Here is a 15,199-nt window from a genome sequence, read left to right on the forward strand (position 1 = left end):
TGCCGGTTTGCGCGGTCATTGCCGCAGGACCTGGAGCAAGTGTGACAGCAGCGGGCGCCGCTCGCAAGGCGCGGCCGACGCTTACCGCGCCCGGAAGCATCCTTAAGGACAGGACGCGCTTGAGCGATATGTTGCAAAAGTCGGGGCTACCCGAATAACCGGCCATCACGCCATCCATCAATCAACTCTTGCATGCGTTGGCGAGTGATTGAACACGACCGGTCTCTTTCGCTTTGGGCCATAAGCGGACATGTCGGCAAATAACCAAGACGTCTGCTTTTGACCCTGCGCGTCGAACAGGTTGGTCAGATTCATACCTGCGGGCGACCGCTGCCCGTTCGCAGGACATCATTGAGGGTCTTGAGCACGAACTTCGCAACATCAACCAGAGTCGCGCCGCCCTGTACGAGACAAAGTCCGTCGTCGTCGAGGGCGTGATGGTCGTTCTGCACTCGGTCGTCGTTCTGATGCGGATCGACATTCATTGTCATTCTCCTTGTTTCCGATCGAGGCGATCATCGCTCCGTTTCATCGGTGTCGGGAGAATGCCCTGGTTTGCCGCCTCCAGCTGTTCCCTGGGGAACAAGCCATATGTGATCTTTGCCACGTGCGGCGCGCTGTGAACTTCATCTGACGATGAAATTATGCCCCGCCGTGTGGTCAACGGCGGGGCATGCGAGGCAAGGAGTTCGCTTCTGGCGTTGTGCGTGTTCTTACCTAAGTTTGCCGGCGAAGTTTTTAACAAGATAGGCGGCGCCGCCGATCACATTGCCCGCAAGGTAGGCGACAGCATTGGCAAAGTCGCCGCCGCCGGTCACCTGCACGAGATCGTCCAGGCTGAGCTCAGCAGAATCATGGGAGGAAACGTTTTCGATCTGGTTGTTGGTCATGATTGTCTCCCCTGTCACGGCAGCATTTTCTGGGCGCTACGATAACCGTCGCCGATACCTTGGCGTAACGCCTTTGCGGCACCTACTACGTCTGCCTTGAACTCACTCCAGCTGTAGCCTCCATTGACGCTATCAAGTTCGTCATCTGTGAAGGCTTCATTCGTATTCGCAGTCAACTTGGTCGTCATGGCCATTCTCCTTTGTTTCCGACCGGAGCGATCATCGCGCCGTTTCATCGGTGTCAGGAAAATGCCGCCTTTTGCTCCCTCGTGCTGTTCCTTGGGGAACAAGCGTCACGTGATCTGCTGCACAGACGCGGGCACAATTTTGAACCGGAGAATTAGACACCCGAGAAAGTGCGTCGACCAAGGGAGCGGGCCATTCCTAAGCAGGCGGGAGAATCAAACCTGCCCGATGCATGACCGCGATTTCTGCGCCTGCAGCCGGTGTTGTACTGTGACATGTCGGAAGTTACGTGGCTATTTCGGCGGCAGCGATACCGCAGTCGTCGAGGGACTGAAGCGAAGCGCCTTCAGCGAAGCATCAAGATTGATGAGGTTTATGATTTCCTGGTCTGGTGCAGGCTACCAGGCCGAAGAACTGACGTCGCAAGCCGGTTAAGTTGCTCGGCGGGCGCATCAAGGGATCGAAAGCTCAGAGCTGCGCCAGATTGGCGCAGCCGCCGCCTTAGCTCAACTGGAGCCGTTCATCGGTCTAGAAGGGGAGGCTGAGGTCGGGGATTATAGGGAATGGGAAACCGAGGGGGAGGTGGCGTCGTCCTGCCGCCTGCCACCGTGTCCAGATCTTTCGTCGTCAGTTCGGTCTGCTCTTCAGCCGTGCGCTCCATGCTTCATCTCCTCGCGCTGTGCCGATGCACCATTGCATCGGCATGACCCGGACAATGACCAATTGGCCACGACCGCGCTGTTCCTCAGGTAACAGCCGGGATATCGCCATCCGGATCGTTGGTGGGACGGGAGACCTTCCGCGCGTGCCGACAGTAGTGGACGGACGGGCCCCGCAAGCGGCTTTGGCGGTCGAGTCGGACACCTGTCCTCTCAGGTTTGCGAGCCGGAATGTTCGGTATCGCATCGCTCTACGCGCTCATTTTGCTGCTGGATTGCGGCGGCGAGAGCGCCAAACATGCTTGCGATCCATAGCCAAAATCCAAGACCGAAACTGGCTACCTTGTCCGGCATACTGCGCCAACATCGGACGTCACCATTGAGACGGCGAAGAACCAGACGCCGGTCACTAACGCCATTGCAGCAAATATTCCGGCTACGACGTTCGCTCTCATGTACAGAGCCAGCCATGGGCAGAACAACGCCAAATTTCCCAGCCAGGGCCAATTGGTGCGGAAGTCCAGCTTTAGTCCCAGCGGGCCAGTTATAAGGACTTCGCCGCCAAAGAAAGTATGCTTTTCATGGCCGCCATATTGAGCGACAAATGCGATCGAGACCAAGGACAGAAGGAACAGGATATAGCTTCCCATACGGAGAAGCTTGGCTGGTTCTGGCAGGCGTTTTCCGTCCGTCACGATCGCGCCCAGTTTGCACCATGGCGTTGTGCGTTGCGAAGCGAGACTCGTCCACGAAACAAGAAGGGCGCGTGTCGCTTCGTTCCTATTATCCTGCACGCTGTGAAACTCCGTCATTGCGAGGAGCAAAGCGACGAAGCAATCCATCTCTCCGCCGGCGGCGGTATGGATTCCCTCGCGGGGCCGTCATCGGGCGCGCATTCGCCTGACGCGAAGCGGCGAGGGCCGATAAGGCAGCCCGACGGGCAAATCAGTTCCGGTTTTCAGAAGTTGTGTCAAGCCCCAAAATAAAAAATATTTCTGTTTACCAGAACGAAAATCAGGTGCATATCTTTGCCCATCCCGTCCTGGTCAGAAGGGTGTCGGCCGTCGTCACGGACGTTGGGCGGGTTGCGATGGACGCTGGTTTACGCTGAGACGACGGCGTGGATAAGCGTACGGCAAAACCGTGTGGTCCTGGCGCCCGTTGCTGGCGTCAAGCCGTCGGCTAAGCGTGAGCTGAACCGGCGGTGACGGAGTCAACCAAGAACTCGTCTCCGGGGAGATCACGGCATAAGCCGTAAAGCCGTTGCGCAGGGAAGGCCGGGTGTTCACCGCTGCCCTGTATGCTCGTGTGCAGCCTACTTAGTGCAAACCGCACACGGGACCGCGGGTGCAGCGCGCACCCGGTCTTCCCTGCGCCCTCTCTTTGGAGGGCAAGGAGTTTTGGCAGAGCTCGGGCGTAATGCGCCGCGAGAACGCGAAACTGCGTTTTGGATGATGGTCGCACAACAAACACCGCCGTCGTCCCGGCCTTGAGCCGGGACCCATAACCACAGGAAGAAGTTTTGCGAACGGTCTCTGCTTCTGAGACTTCATCGAGAGATCACGCGGTATGGGTCCCCCGATGCGCAATTGCGCATCTGAGCTCAAGGCCGGGACGACGATGCGATACCCGCAGTGCGGGTGAACTCCGTAAAATCCACGTGGCGCTACGTCGTTTCCCTGTCGCATCGCGCTGCTATCCGCTTTGCAGGGGCGCGTCATCGATTCGCGTGGGGCTATCAGTCGCGTCGGTTGTCATCGCTCCGTCACAGGAACCTGTTAGGTGCACGGCATGGGTAGTGACTCCTCGAGTGAAGAGAGCCCGGAGCGGCGCTTTCGCACTTTGTTTATCTCCGACGTCCATCTCGGAGCCCGCGGCTCGCAAGCCGACCGGTTGCTGGACTTCCTCAAAAGCCACGACGCCGACACCATTTATCTCGTCGGCGATATCGTCGACGGCTGGGCGCTGAAGTCCAACTGGTACTGGCCGCAATCGCATAACGACTTCGTGCAGAAAATGCTGCGCAAGGCGCGCAAGGGCGCCAAGGTCGTTTACGTGCCGGGCAATCACGACGAGTTCCTGCGCAACTATTACGGCACCCATTTCGGCGGCATCGATGTGGTGGAAAACACCATTCATGAGGGCGCCGACGGCAAGCGCTATCTCGTCATCCACGGCGACATCTTCGATCTCGTGGTGCAGAACGCGCGCTGGCTCGCTCATCTCGGCGACAAGGCCTATGATTTCGCCATTCAGATGAATCGCCTGGTCAACTTCTTCCGGCGCATGTTCGGCGTTCCCTATTGGTCGCTGTCGCAATGGGCGAAGCTGAAGGTCAAGAACGCGGTGAATTATATCGGCGCGTTCGAAAAGACCCTGGCCGGCGAAGCGCGGCGTCACGGCGCCGATGGCGTGATCTGCGGCCATATCCACTACGCCACGATCCGCGACGAGCACGGCATCCGCTACATGAACTGCGGTGACTGGGTAGAAAGCTGCACCGCGCTGGTCGAGCACGAGGACGGCCGGTTCGAAATCATCACCTGGGCCGATCCGCAGCGCCGGCTGGCGCCGGTTCCCCGCGTTGCGGCGCGGGCGGCATGACGCATATCCTGGTCGCGACCGATGCGTGGCATCCCCAGGTCAACGGGGTGGTGCGGACGCTGACCATGATGGCGGAAGCCGCCAAGGGCTTCGGCGTCGATGTCAGCTTCCTGACGCCGCAATCGTTTCGCACCTTTGCGATGCCGAGCTATCCGGATTTGCAGCTCGCGCTGCCTTACCCGGCGAAGATCGCGGCGCTGATCGAAGCGGCCAAGCCCGACAGCATTCACATCGCGACCGAAGGCCCGATCGGCCTTCTGGTTCGACGCTATTGCCGCAAGCACGGGCTGCCGTTCACCACGAGCTTCCACACGCGCTTTCCGGAATACGTCTCGGCGCGCTCGCCGATCCCGGAAAGTTGGGTCTGGCGCGCGCTGCGCTGGTTTCACTGGCCGAGCCAGGCGGTGATGGCGGCAACGCCGGCGCTTGCAGCTGAAATGCGCCAGCGCGGATTTCGCAATGTGGTGCTGTGGTCGCGTGGCGTCGACACCTCGCTGTTTCATCCGCGCACCGCAGACCTCTGTCTGCCGCAGCCGGTGTTCCTCAGTGTCGGCCGCGTCGCGGTCGAAAAGAATCTCGAGGCGTTCCTCGACCTCGATCTGCCCGGCACCAAGCTTGTTGTCGGCGATGGGCCGGCCCGCGTGGCGCTGGAGCGGAAATATCCGGACGCGGTGTTCCTGGGCGCCCGGCACGGCGAGGAACTGGCGGAGATTTACGCGGCCGCCGACATCTTCGTGTTCCCCAGCAAGACCGACACCTTTGGCCTGGTGCTGCTGGAAGCGCTCGCCAGCGGCGTGCCGGTTGCCGCTTTTCCGGTCACCGGTCCCCGCGATGTGATCGGTGCGGCGCCGGTCGGCGTGCTGAGCGACGATTTGCGCGCCGCCTGCCTCGATGCGCTGCAGATATCGCCGCAGGCCTGTGTGGAGTTTGCCGCCGCCCACACCTGGCAGGCCTCGGCGCGGGTTTTTGTCGACCACGCCCTCAATGTCCGGGCCCCGGGCTCCGAAGGCGAGGTGGTCGAGTTTGTGGAAGACCCGCATTTCGCCGCCTGACTTCACCGGATTGCGTCTTGCCGGCCTGTCCACGGACGCGATACAAAGCGGTCATGACGGATCAGGCCTCGATGGCACCGATTGGAGCCGCAGATATCGATGCGGCGGCGCGGGTGGTTGCGCCCTTTGCGGTGCGAACGCCGCTGCTGTCGTTCCCGGTTCTCAACGAACGCGTCGGAACCAAGGTCTTTCTCAAGCCGGAAATGCTGCAGCGGACCGGTTCTTTCAAGTTCCGCGGCGCCTTCAACAAGCTCGCCTCGATCCCGCAGGCCGAACGCGGCGGCGGTGTGGTCGCGTTCTCGTCCGGCAACCACGCCCAGGGCGTGGCGGCGGCGGCGCAGATCCTCAACATGCAGGCAACCATCGTGATGCCCAAGGACTCGCCGCTGACCAAGCGCGAGCGCACCAAGGGCTATGGCGCCGAGGTCGTGCTCTATGACCGCGACAAGGAAGATCGCGAGGCGATCTCCAGGGAGATCGCGAGCAAGCGCGGTGCAACCCTGGTGCGTCCCTATGACGATCCCTTCGTGATCGCGGGGCAGGGCACCGCGGGCCGCGAGATCGCGGAGGATATGACTGCGCTTGGCCTGATGCCCGACATCGTGGTGGCGCCGGCTTCCGGCGGCGGGCTGATCGCGGGCGTTGCGACGGCCATCAAGGCGCGCTTTCCGCAATCGACGCTGATCGTCGCCGAACCCGAGGGCTATGACGATCACGGTCTCTCGTTGCGCGCCGGCCATCGCGAAGCCCATCATGCGGCCGATCGCACCATCTGCGACGCCCTGATGGCCGCGATCCCCGGCGTGATGACGTTCTCGATCAACAGCAAGCTGCTGGCCCAGGGCGTGGTCGCCTCCGATGCGGAAGTCGGGGCGGCGGTGGCCTATGCCTACCGGGAACTGAAGCTGGTGGTCGAACCCGGCGGCGCCGTCGGCCTCGCCGCGTTGCTGGCCGGCCGGATCGATGTGCGCGGCAAGAACGTCGTCATCGTTCTCTCCGGCGGCAATGTCGACGCCGACCTGTTCGCCAAGCTGGTCGCCTGATTGGGTGCGACCGGACGCCGCAGGTCACGCGGCTCAGCGCCTGAACCCTCCGCCGCCAAACGAACCGCCGCCGCCGAATGAGCGGCCACCACCAAACGAATGCCGCGAGTGAGCAAACGAGCTACGCGAGTGGTTCGCGGCGAAGCGGTGGCTGGAATGGCTGTGCATGCCGCCGCCCATCCTGCGCGGTCCGCGGTCGTGGAATCGGCTCTTGCCATGCATGTGATTGGCATGGGCGTGGGCGTTCATCCTGGAGGAGGTGTGGGTGAACCTGCCCGGCCTGTGGCCGTGCATCGAGGCGGACGCATTCATTCCCTTTGCCGATGAGGCCAGGGATGGCGCCCGATGGCCGTGCGAAAAGCCATGTCCATGATGGCCCGAATGCTTCGACAGGCGGTTGAAGTGCATCAGCGGAACGTGTCTCGGCTGTGCTTGCAGCCTCAATGCGGTGCGCGCATACGGACTATCGGGGAAGCGGTCGCGGAACGACCTGTAGCCGCCAGATGTGTTGGTGAGCACCGCCTTGTGCCATGCATATGACTGCCGGTAGTTGCCGAGCAGCACGCGGACGCGATCGGACAGCGGGTCGGACGGATACAGCTGAATGAATTCCTCATAATGTTCGGGCGAACCTTCCGACAGGACGTAATCATAGGCCTGACGCACCGAACGCGAAGGCAGGTTCGACGCCATCTGGACCACCGGGCCGCGATCGGGCGCGCGGGTTGCCGCGACAGCCGTATCGCCGAAGAAATAGAAGTCGTTGGTCAGCGACGAGCTTTCCCACGGCGTCTGCCGGCCGCCGGTGGCGTTGTTCACTTCGAGACGAACGCGCTTGAATAATTGCTCGATCGGCAGATTGGGCTGCCGCGCGATGTTCAGGAACGCCGACGTATAGGGGCTGTGATTTCCATCGCCATCATGGGCGACCATGCCCGGGGCCGTCGAATACCCGACGATCGAGCCGGCCGGCGCATCGACCATCGCAAGGCCGCGCCCGGAATCGTCGACGTCGGGAAAGGGATTATTGCGGCAGGCGTCGAGCACGACGATCCGCATCCGGCTCGTGATGGTTTCCAGCGTCCCCATCAGGTCGACCAGACGCAGCGAATTGCTGTCGAGATCCGACAGCTTGGAAATTCTCGCGTCGATCGGCAGCAGGTAATTCTCGCCCTCAAGCTGCACGCCGTGCCCGGCATAGTAAATCATGGCGACGGCATTGGGTCCGCGATCGGCAACCCGGTCAATGAAACCCTCCACCGCCTTAATCATGTCGCTGCGCGTCAGATCGGTCGCCGTGATGACTTCAAAGCCCGCCGTGTTGAGGAGCTGCGCCACCGATCGCGCATCGTTGCTCGGATTGGCGAGCCGCGGCGCGACCTGGTAGTTCGCGTTGCCGATCACGAGCGCGACCCGCTGCTCGGCCGGCAGCGATCGAACGCCGTCGCTGATGGCAGCGTTCACCGCCTCTGCAGAAGCGGTGCTGGTGTGCGCCAAGCTCAGCAGGCTGCCCAACAGACCGGCGCAAAGCGCCAATGATTTGAACCCTGGCATGGGTGTCCTCCATCCAATCTCAAGGCGAGATGTCCGGCGGACAGGCTAGTTTGGGGTGTGGGTGCTGTACGTGACCTCGGTCACTGTTCGATTTCGGGAGCCGGGGCGGTCGGCTTCACGAGAAGAACGCGATCTTCTCGGCCTGGCTCATGCGCCGGATCGGGGCCAGCGGATCATTGGCCGCAACAGGTCTGCGCACGATGCCGCTGGCGATGATCGACGAGCCGAGCGAGACTTCCAGCGCCGGTTCCGGCATGGCTTGGGCAACCGGCTGAGGTGGTGGTTGAACCGGCGGCGCGACCGGTGCGGACATCATTGGCTCGGGCAATGCAGCGACGATCTCGGGCGGGGTCGGAAGCGGCTCGACAATCTGAGCCTCCTCAACAACCGGCTCCGCAAGCCGGGTTTCCTCAACCGTCGGCACCGCGATGTGGGCTTGCTCGATCTCCGGTTCGGCGAACTCATCGTCGTCGATGGGATCGGGCGCGCCCATCTCCATCGCGATCATGTCGAGGACTGCCTCGTCGTGGGCGTCGGCAGCCTCGGCGGTGAGTTCAATTCCGGCCGTCTCGGCGGTTTCCACTTCCTCCAGCGCAGCGTCGGCCTGGGAGACCACAGCTTCGGCGATCACAACTTCAGCGGCGACGGCTTCGGCGGCCGGAGCTACGGCGTCGGTCGAAAAGGCACTGGTTGCAGCCTGAGTTTGCGAGGCGGGCGATTCCTCGATCATCTCGGCGACCGCCGGGGACTCATCCTGCGCCACGGGGGCGGGCGTCTCTTCATCACTGAATTCTGCGATCCGTCCGGCAAGCGAGGCGAACGCGGCCTCCAGCGCCGCTTTGGCCTCGTCGGAGGAGATTTGCTCGGCGCCCTTCTCGATGACCTGAACCTGCGAATCGATCAGGTCGCAGATTCGGCTGTCATTGCCGATTTCCCGCAACCGCCAGGCAATCTCGCGAATCACCCGCGCGCCTTTGCGCACCGGCGCCAGCTTCTCGTTCAGCGCCAGTCCGTCGATCGCCCCCATCGCCGAGGTCTGCGCCGCCTCCAGCGCCCCGCGAATCGCAATCAAGGCCTCAACTAACTTGGCCTCGGCGAGGCTATTGTCCGCGACGGCGTCCGCCGCCGCTCGCTGTGCGTTGGCAGCTTCGCGCTGTGCGTTCGCAGCCTCCCGCTGGATGGCAAGGCTCTCTTCCTTCTGCGCGGCCAGGCTTTGCTCGATCCGCGCCACCGCGTCGAGCACCATGCTGGTGTCGGCGTTGCGGTTGCGCTTAGCATATTCGCCGAGAAACCAGCGGCCGCGCGAAGTCTCCATGAAGGCTTCGCTGATCGCAGCATAGTCTTCCTCACCCGGCAGCGCGGCGCGTGCTGAGATCGGCGAAAGGGCGAATGCTTCGTCGGCCATGCTAAACTCTTCGCGCAAATCACCGCGCGTTGCGATAACGAAACAACACGATATCGGGCGAATCGCAATTGAATTGATGCCAAGCGAATCACAAATCCCCATCGCATCTCAAGGCGCATCGAAGCGATTCGCGGCGCGGCTGGCGCTGTTCTACGGCGCGACGTTCGGGACGATGGGCACCCATCTGCCGTTTTTCACGCTGTGGCTGAAGTCGGTCGGCATCGACGCCTTCTGGATCGGAATCATTTCCGCGGTTCCTGCGGTGACGCGATTTACCGTGCTGCCGTTCGTGACCGGCGCCGCGGGGCGGCGCTATTCGCTGCGCGCGGTCCTGATCGTCACCGCGACCGCCACCGCGCTCGGCTTTGCGGTGATCGGCACGCAATATCTGCCGCTCGCGGTGCTGCTCGCTTATGCCGTGACCTGCTGCCTGTGGACCCCGATGGTGCCGCTGACGGACGCCTATGCGCTCGGCGGGGTGGCGCGCTATGGCCTGAATTACGGACCGCTGAGGCTGTGGGGTTCTGCAGCCTTCGTGGTGGGCGCATTGATCTGCGGCCTGCTGGTCGATTTCATTGCAGCTAGCCAGCTGATCTGGGTCATTGCGGCGGTAGCGGCGCTCGGCGCCGTCGCGAGCCTCGGGCTGCAGCCGCTGGACCGGCCAAAACCGCAGGCGACCGCGGTGCTTGGCGCGAGCGCCTTGCTGCGCGATCCCGGTTTCCTCGCCATCATCGTCGCGGCCGCGCTGATCCAGGGCAGTCACGCCGCCTACTACGCCTTTGCTTCCATCACCTGGCAGGCGTCCGGCCTGGACGGTCTGACCATCGCCGGCCTGTGGGTGTTGGGCGTGCTCGCCGAGATCGTGGTGTTCGCGCTCTCGCCGCGTTTCACGCTGGCCCCGGCGCTGCTGGTGGTGATCGGCGCGCTCAGCGCGGTGGCGCGCTGGCTAATCACCGCGCAGGAGCCGTCAGTCGTGGTGTTGTCCCTGGTGCAGCTCGCGCATGGCTTGACCTATGGATTGACGCAGGTCGGCGTCATGGGACTGCTGGTGCGTCACGTGCCCGGCCATGTGATGGCGCGCGGGCAGGGCTATCTTGCGGCCTGCGGCGGCATCGTCAGCGGCACGGCGTCGGTGGTGTCGGGATTGGTCTATGCGGGCTATGGGCAGCGGGTCTATTACGTGATGGCGGCGATGGGACTGCTGGCCGCGATCGTGATGTGGCTGGCGCGGCACCGGCTAACAGCGTTTTCAAGCGAAGTGGGCACCGGTTCGCGCTAGAAAACGCGTCAAAAATAGAATCTACCGCATCAGCCCCAGAGCGCGGCTTCCGGCGGATAAACCAGACTGCCTTCGTAGCGCAGCCCGTCGTCGCGGTCGTGCGCCAGCAACAACGGGCCGTCGAGATCGACGAAGCGGGCGTGTTGCGCCAGCAGCATTGCAGGGGCCATCGCGAGCGAGGTGGCAACCATGCAGCCGATCATGATTTCGAAGCCGAGTGCGTGCGCGGCATCCGCCATATCAAGCGCTTCTGTCAGTCCGCCTGTTTTGTCGAGCTTGATGTTGACGGCGTCATAGCGTTCGCGAAGACCCCTGAGCGAGGCGCGGTCGTGCACGCTTTCGTCGGCGCAGACCGCGACCGGCCGCCTGATGCGCGCCAGCGCACCATCATTGGCGGCGGCAAGCGGTTGCTCGACCAGCGTCACGCCGAGTTCGGCGCAGGCATTGAGGTTCCGTTCGAGATTGTCCGAGGTCCAGGCCTCGTTGGCGTCCACGATCAACTCGGATTCGGGGGCGGCCTTGCGGACGGCAGCGATCCGCCGCTCGTCGCCGTCGCCGCCGAGCTTGATCTTGAGCAGCGGGCGGCGCGCCGCCTTTGCGGTCGCTGCCGCCATCGCCTGCGGCGTTCCGAGCGAAATCGTGTAGGCGGTGGTGCAGGCTCGCGGCGCCGGCCGGCCGAGCAGGGTCCAGACGCGCTGGCCCCTGCTTTTGGCCTCGAGGTCCAACAGCGCGCAATCCAGCGCGTTCCGGGCGGCGCCTGCTGGCATCGCGGCCTGCAGGGCCGTTCGGTCCAATCCCCTGGACAGCGGTTCCTGCATCGCCTGAAGGGCAGCCAGGGTCGCTTCCACCGTTTCGCCATAGCGGGGATAGGGAACGCACTCGCCGCGCCCGGTATGGCCGCCATGGCTGACTTCGGCGACGACGGTAACCGCTTCCGTCTTGGCCCCCCGGCTGATGGTGAAGGCGCCGGCGATCGGCCAGCGCTCGATACGGGCAACAAGCTGTCGGGCAAATTCCTGGGATCGGCCGGAAGTCATTTTAAAATCTGGCAATTTCTGAACCGTGAGCTTGCCCCCCGCTACCAACTATGGCTGGTTAGGGACAGATTCTACAAGGCAGTGCGGCGTGCCGGACCATACCTATTGCATGACTAGCGAGCCAACCGGGGGGAGGGCATCGTGAGCGGCGATCCGACACTGGAGCGGATAGCCCAAGGCAACGGGCTTGCGCTGTGCGCTGCCGGTTCGTGGACGGCCCGCTTTGCCCCGGTGCTCGAGAAAATGGTGGCCGACGCCGAGAAGCTTCGCGGCAGCCGCGCGAACATCTTCATCGACGTCTCACAGGTGTCGAAACTCGATACGTTCGGCGCCTGGCTGATCGAACGGCTGCGCCGCAGCCTGACCGATGGCGGCATCGAGGCCAAGATCGCCGGCCTGTCGGCGAATTATTCCAGCCTCGTCGACGAGGTGCGCCGGGTCAAAGCCGAGCCTGTCGTCCAGGCCCGTTCGGTGACGATCACGGGCATGCTGGAGCAGATCGGCCGCAGCGTCGCCGGCGTCGGCGGCACCCTGGTCGGGTTGATCGAGATGCTCGGCGCGGTGCTGGCGGCGGCCGGCCATGTCCTGATTCGTCCCCGCGGTTTCCGCCTGACCTCCACCGTGCATCATCTGGAGCAGGTGTGCTGGCGCGCGGTGCCGATCGTGGTGCTGATCACGTTCTTGATCGGCTGCATCATCGCGCAGCAGGGCATTTTCCATTTCCGTCAGTTCGGTGCCGATATTTTCGTGGTCGACATGCTCGGCGTGCTGGTGCTGCGCGAGATCGGCGTGCTGCTGGTGGCGATCATGGTGGCGGGGCGTTCGGGCTCGGCCTACACCGCCGAACTCGGCTCGATGAAAATGCGCGAGGAGATCGACGCGCTGCGCACCATGGGTTTCGATCCGATCGAGGTCCTGATCCTGCCGCGCATGCTAGCGCTGGTCATGGCGTTGCCGATTTTGGCTTTCCTCGGCGCGATGGCAGCACTCTATGGCGGCGGTCTCGTGGCGTATCTCTATGGCGGCGTCGAACCGGAAGCCTTCCTGCTGCGGCTGCGCGACGCCATCTCGATCAATCATTTCATCGTCGGGCTCATCAAGGCGCCGGTCATGGCCGCGGTGATCGGCATCGTGGCCTGTGTCGAGGGGCTTGCGGTGCAGGGCAGCGCCGAATCGCTCGGACAACACACCACGTCGTCGGTGGTGAAGGGAATTTTCCTGGTCATCGTCATGGATGGCGTGTTCGCCATCTTCTTCGCATCGATCGGAATGTGACCATGGTGGGCGAGATTTCCGACGCCATCATCCGGGTCCGCGACATCACGGTGCAGTTCGGCAAGACGCGGATTCTCGACGGGCTCAATCTCGACGTGAAGCGCGGCGAGATCCTGGGCTTTGTCGGCCCGTCGGGCGCGGGCAAATCCGTGCTGACGCGCACCATCATCGGCCTCGTTCCCAAGGTCGCCGGCCGCATCGAAGTGTTCGGCGTCGATCTCGACAAGGCCTCTACGGCCGAGCGGCGCGGGGTCGAACGGCGCTGGGGCGTGCTGTTCCAGCAAGGCGCGCTGTTCTCCTCGCTTACCGTGCGGCAGAACATCCAGTTCCCGGTGCGCGAATATCTCAACCTCTCGCAGCGCCTGCTCGACGAGGTCATGGTGGCCAAGCTCGGCATGGTGGGCCTGAAGCCCGAAGTCGCCGACAGGTTTCCGTCCGAGCTTTCCGGCGGCATGATCAAGCGCGTGGCGCTGGCGCGCGCGCTCGCGCTCGATCCGGAACTGGTGTTCCTGGACGAGCCGACCTCGGGCCTCGACCCGATCGGCGCCGGCGATTTCGACGAACTGGTCCGCACCCTGCAGCGTACTTTGGGGCTGACCGTTTTCATGGTAACCCACGACCTCGACAGCCTTTACACGGCTTGCGACCGTATCGCCGTTTTAGGGAACGGTAAGATCATTGCAGCAGGATCAATTGCCGACATGCAGGCCTCGCAGCATCCATGGCTGCAGCAATATTTTCACGGCAAACGCGCCCGCGCTGTGATGGGCTAGAGCGTTTTCGAGCGAAGCGGGTACCGGTTCGCGTGAAGAAAACGCGTCAAAAGGATAAAGTCGGGCGCCTGGTTCTGATCAGAACCGAGCCCCAATACCGGAGTAGTTTGAGTTATGGAAACGCGGGCGAACTACGTCCTGATCGGAGCCTTCACCCTGGCGGTGATCGCGGCGGCGTTCGGATTCGTACTCTGGTTCCAGAGTCTGCACACCACCAAGGCGCGCAGTCCGCTGCGGGTGATTTTCGAAGGCCCGGCGACCGGCTTGCGCAATGGCGGCAGCGTCAATTTTAACGGTATCCGGGTAGGCGAAGTTGTCCGCGTGAAGCTGGACAACCCGCGTCGCGTCGTCGCATTGGCGATGGTCGAGAACAACGCCCCGATCCGCAAGGACACCCTGGTCGGCCTCGAATTCCAGGGACTGACCGGCGTGGCTGCGATCTCGCTCAAGGGCGGCGAGGAGGGTGCGCCACCCGTGCCGCTGGACGAGGACGGCGTTCCGGTTTTGACCGCCGATCCGGCCGCGCTGCAGGACGTCACGGAGTCGATCCGCGCCACCTTGCAAAACGTCAACCGGATCGTCGCCGACAACCAGGAGTCAGTGAAGAACTCGCTGCGGAACCTCGAGACCTTTACGGGAGCGCTCGCGCGCAACTCCGAGAAGATCGACAACGTCATGCTCAAGGTCGACGGCGTCATGCTCAAGGCCGACAATCTCATGCTCGGCCTCAACACCATCGCGGGCGGTGCCAACGGCGGCGAGTTGAACCTGATGGTGAAGTCGATCCGCGAACTGGCTGACGATCTAGACAAGCGCACGGGCGCGCTGATTTCCGATGGCCGCCGTACGCTCGCCGACATCAGCCGCGCGGTGAACAATTTCGACCGCAATCCGAGCCGGGTGATTTTCGGCGGCAGCAACAACGCCGCGCCGGCGCCGGAAGCCGCGCCGCCACCAGCCAGGCCGGCCGCGCCCAGACCGCCCGCTGCGGCTGCAGCGCCGAGCGGGCAGAAGCGGCAGTAATTGTAGATCGCTAATCGCTGTGAACTCCGTCATTGCGAGCGAAGCGAAGCAATCAGTCGCGAGTTGATGATCATTGGAATTCAACCTGGATGATCTAAATTAATCAGCATGGCTAGGAACCTGAATCAGCCGCCTCGAAGCCAGCGACGCCTCGCCGCTGCAAGCGCCGTCAAGGGCAACTTGACCGGTGAAGCCCTGATCGCGGCGCTGCAGGCGTCGCCGCTTCGCGAGATCGATATCGAGCCAATGCGGACGCCGATGCCGGTGCGTCGCCCGGATCGGCCCTTGCCCGCCGCCGCGCCGAGCAGACAGAAGCGGCAATAGGTATCGGCAAATAGGGAATGTTGAGTAGCAGCGAGAAATCGCCGCGAGAGCCGTCATTGCGAGCGAAGCGAAGCAATCTTGCCGCGTCGGAAGAA

Annotated in this window: 15 protein-coding genes; 8 read left to right on the top strand and 7 right to left on the bottom strand. The window is 63.1% G+C overall.

Features of this window, described 5'->3' with window-relative positions:
• Positions 1–311: 311 nt before the first annotated feature.
• From JQ609_RS20695 to JQ609_RS20710, 4 genes are all read right to left on the bottom strand, one after another.
• Complete coding sequence (locus JQ609_RS20695) at positions 312–485, bottom strand: hypothetical protein (protein ID WP_212274767.1); 174 nt, start codon at positions 483–485, stop codon at positions 312–314.
• 228 nt (positions 486–713) lie between these two features.
• On the bottom strand, positions 714–890 hold the full coding sequence (locus JQ609_RS20700; RefSeq protein ID WP_212274768.1) for a hypothetical protein: 177 nt from the start codon (positions 888–890) through the stop codon (positions 714–716).
• Between the two features lie 14 nt (positions 891–904).
• On the bottom strand, positions 905–1,078 hold the full coding sequence (locus JQ609_RS20705; protein WP_212274769.1) for a hypothetical protein: 174 nt from the start codon (positions 1,076–1,078) through the stop codon (positions 905–907).
• A gap of 995 nt (positions 1,079–2,073) precedes the next feature.
• Positions 2,074–2,577 (bottom strand): hypothetical protein, encoded by a 504-nt coding sequence (locus JQ609_RS20710; RefSeq protein ID WP_212274770.1) that lies wholly within the window; start codon positions 2,575–2,577, stop codon positions 2,074–2,076.
• Between the two features lie 949 nt (positions 2,578–3,526).
• On the opposite strand from JQ609_RS20710, the gene JQ609_RS20715 reads away from it, so the two are divergent.
• From JQ609_RS20715 to JQ609_RS20725, 3 genes are all read left to right on the top strand, one after another.
• Entirely contained in the window at positions 3,527–4,339 is an 813-nt protein-coding gene (locus JQ609_RS20715) for a UDP-2,3-diacylglucosamine diphosphatase (protein WP_192737752.1), read from the top strand.
• Positions 4,336–5,391: a glycosyltransferase family 1 protein gene (locus tag JQ609_RS20720; protein ID WP_212274771.1), complete on the top strand. Its 1,056-nt coding sequence runs from the start codon at positions 4,336–4,338 to the stop codon at positions 5,389–5,391. Before JQ609_RS20715 ends, JQ609_RS20720 begins: the two co-directional genes overlap by 4 nt.
• 71 nt (positions 5,392–5,462) lie before the next feature.
• Positions 5,463–6,434 (top strand): threonine/serine dehydratase, encoded by a 972-nt coding sequence (locus JQ609_RS20725; RefSeq protein ID WP_409363442.1) that lies wholly within the window; start codon positions 5,463–5,465, stop codon positions 6,432–6,434.
• A gap of 33 nt (positions 6,435–6,467) precedes the next feature.
• Here the strand turns inward: JQ609_RS20725 and JQ609_RS20730 are convergent, their stop codons facing one another.
• Both JQ609_RS20730 and JQ609_RS20735 read right to left on the bottom strand, forming a co-directional pair.
• Complete coding sequence (locus tag JQ609_RS20730; protein WP_212274772.1) at positions 6,468–7,988, bottom strand: caspase family protein; 1,521 nt, start codon at positions 7,986–7,988, stop codon at positions 6,468–6,470.
• 115 nt (positions 7,989–8,103) lie between these two features.
• On the bottom strand, positions 8,104–9,393 hold the full coding sequence (locus JQ609_RS20735) for a hypothetical protein (RefSeq protein ID WP_212274773.1): 1,290 nt from the start codon (positions 9,391–9,393) through the stop codon (positions 8,104–8,106).
• Between the two features lie 76 nt (positions 9,394–9,469).
• On the opposite strand from JQ609_RS20735, the gene JQ609_RS20740 reads away from it, so the two are divergent.
• Complete coding sequence (locus tag JQ609_RS20740) at positions 9,470–10,672, top strand: MFS transporter (RefSeq protein WP_212274774.1); 1,203 nt, start codon at positions 9,470–9,472, stop codon at positions 10,670–10,672.
• Positions 10,673–10,701: 29 nt separating this feature from the next.
• Here JQ609_RS20740 and dgcA read toward each other — a convergent pair whose 3' ends face one another.
• A complete protein-coding gene (dgcA, locus tag JQ609_RS20745) occupies positions 10,702–11,709 on the bottom strand; it encodes an N-acetyl-D-Glu racemase DgcA (RefSeq protein ID WP_212274775.1) in 1,008 nt (335 codons plus the stop codon).
• 141 nt (positions 11,710–11,850) lie between these two features.
• Here dgcA and JQ609_RS20750 point away from each other — a divergent pair, with 141 nt between their 5' ends.
• The 4 genes from JQ609_RS20750 to JQ609_RS20765 all read left to right on the top strand — a co-directional run bounded on the left by JQ609_RS20750 (position 11,851) and on the right by JQ609_RS20765 (position 15,104).
• Positions 11,851–12,984: an ABC transporter permease gene (locus tag JQ609_RS20750; RefSeq protein ID WP_212214304.1), complete on the top strand. Its 1,134-nt coding sequence runs from the start codon at positions 11,851–11,853 to the stop codon at positions 12,982–12,984.
• Positions 12,985–12,986: 2 nt separating this feature from the next.
• Positions 12,987–13,757, top strand: coding sequence for an ABC transporter ATP-binding protein (locus tag JQ609_RS20755; RefSeq protein ID WP_212264242.1), 771 nt, complete (start codon positions 12,987–12,989; stop codon positions 13,755–13,757).
• A gap of 114 nt (positions 13,758–13,871) precedes the next feature.
• Positions 13,872–14,780, top strand: a complete 909-nt coding sequence (locus tag JQ609_RS20760; protein WP_212214300.1) for an MlaD family protein — start codon at positions 13,872–13,874, stop codon at positions 14,778–14,780.
• Between the two features lie 180 nt (positions 14,781–14,960).
• Positions 14,961–15,104, top strand: a complete 144-nt coding sequence (locus JQ609_RS20765; RefSeq protein WP_212274776.1) for a hypothetical protein — start codon at positions 14,961–14,963, stop codon at positions 15,102–15,104.
• The last annotated feature ends 95 nt before the right edge of the window (positions 15,105–15,199 follow it).

The sequence above is a fragment of the Bradyrhizobium sp. AUGA SZCCT0169 genome, from assembly GCF_018130085.1.
GTDB lineage: Bacteria > Pseudomonadota > Alphaproteobacteria > Rhizobiales > Xanthobacteraceae > Bradyrhizobium.